Source organism: Pseudomonas edaphica (assembly GCF_005863185.1).
In the GTDB taxonomy this organism is placed as follows: domain Bacteria; phylum Pseudomonadota; class Gammaproteobacteria; order Pseudomonadales; family Pseudomonadaceae; genus Aquipseudomonas; species Aquipseudomonas edaphica.
Genome location: NZ_VBVZ01000987.1, coordinates 1 through 1,292, shown reverse-complemented (window position 1 = coordinate 1,292; position 1,292 = coordinate 1). Strand labels below are relative to the sequence as shown.

Genomic DNA, 1,292 nt, shown 5'->3' with positions numbered 1-1,292 from the left:
ACCCAGGTGGGAGCAGACCATCACGGCCGCGCCTTTTTCCAGGGCCAGCTTGATGGTCGGCAGCGAGGCCAGGATTCGGGCATCGCTGGTGACAACACCGTCCTTGACTGGGACGTTGAGGTCTTCGCGAATCAGTACGCGCTTACCTTGCAGATCGAGGTCGGTCATCTTCAACACGGTCATGGGTCGCAGTTCCTGAATTACTGTTGAGGTTGTTTAGAAGCGATGTGCAGATAGTGCTCTGCCACATCCAGCATGCGGTTGGCAAAACCCCATTCGTTGTCGAACCACGCCAGGATGTTCACCAGCCTGGGGCCGGAAACACGGGTCTGGCTGGCATCGACAATCGCCGAATGCGGGTCATGGTTGAAATCACAACTGGCGTGCGGCAACTCGGTGTAGGCCAGCAGGCCTTTGAGCGGGCCGCTGGTGGCGGCGTCGCGCAAGATCCGGTTGACCTCCGTCGCGTCAGTGTCGCTGACGGTTTGCATGGTGATGTCCAGACAGGACACATTCACCGTCGGCACCCGTACGGCTTTGGCCTGGATTCGCCCGGCAAGTTCCGGCAACAGTCGCTCGATGCCACGGGCCAGGCCGGTAGACACCGGAATCACCGACTGGAACGCCGAGCGCGTGCGGCGCAGGTCTTCATGATGATAGGCGTCGATCACCGGCTGGTCGTTCATCGCCGAGTGAATCGTGGTGATCGACACATAATCGATGCCGATCGCCTGATCCAGCAGGCGCAACAGCGGCACGCTGCAGTTGGTGGTGCAGGAGGCGTTGGACACCAGCAGTTCATCGCCGGTCAGGCAATCCTGGTTGATACCGTAGACGATGGTGGCGTCCACATCCGCCTCGCTGGCCATCGGCTGGGAAAACAGCACACGCGGTGCGCCGGCGTCGAGAAAACGCTGGCCATCAGCACGGGTGTGGTAGACACCGGAACATTCCAGCACCAGGTCAACGCCCAGTGCTTTCCAGTCGATGCCTTCTGGGGTGGCACTGCGCAAGACCTTCACGCAGGTGCCATTAATATGCAGACAATCGCCCTCGACCCGCACTTCGCCGGGGAAGCGGCCGTGGGTGGAGTCAAAGCGTGTCAGGTATTCGATGCTGGCCATGTCAGCCAAATCGTTGATCGCCACAATTTCAAACCCGGCCGCCGCCCCTCGCTCGAACAGAGCACGCAAGACGCAACGACCAATGCGGCCGTAGCCGTTGAGTGCAACTTTGTAGGGACGCGGTTGAGGCATGGGGTTCTCGATCAAGGTGAGTTCGGTACTGAATGT

General features: G+C 60.1%; 2 protein-coding genes. Both read right to left on the bottom strand.

The window, feature by feature from the left end:
• A partial coding sequence (gene pgk, locus FEM54_RS32705) for a phosphoglycerate kinase (protein WP_138454299.1) occupies positions 1–183 on the bottom strand: 183 nt, incomplete at its 3' end.
• 17 nt (positions 184–200) lie between these two features.
• On the bottom strand, positions 201–1,256 hold the full coding sequence (gene epd / locus FEM54_RS32700) for an erythrose-4-phosphate dehydrogenase (RefSeq protein WP_017139397.1): 1,056 nt from the start codon (positions 1,254–1,256) through the stop codon (positions 201–203).
• Positions 1,257–1,292 lie beyond the last annotated feature (36 nt).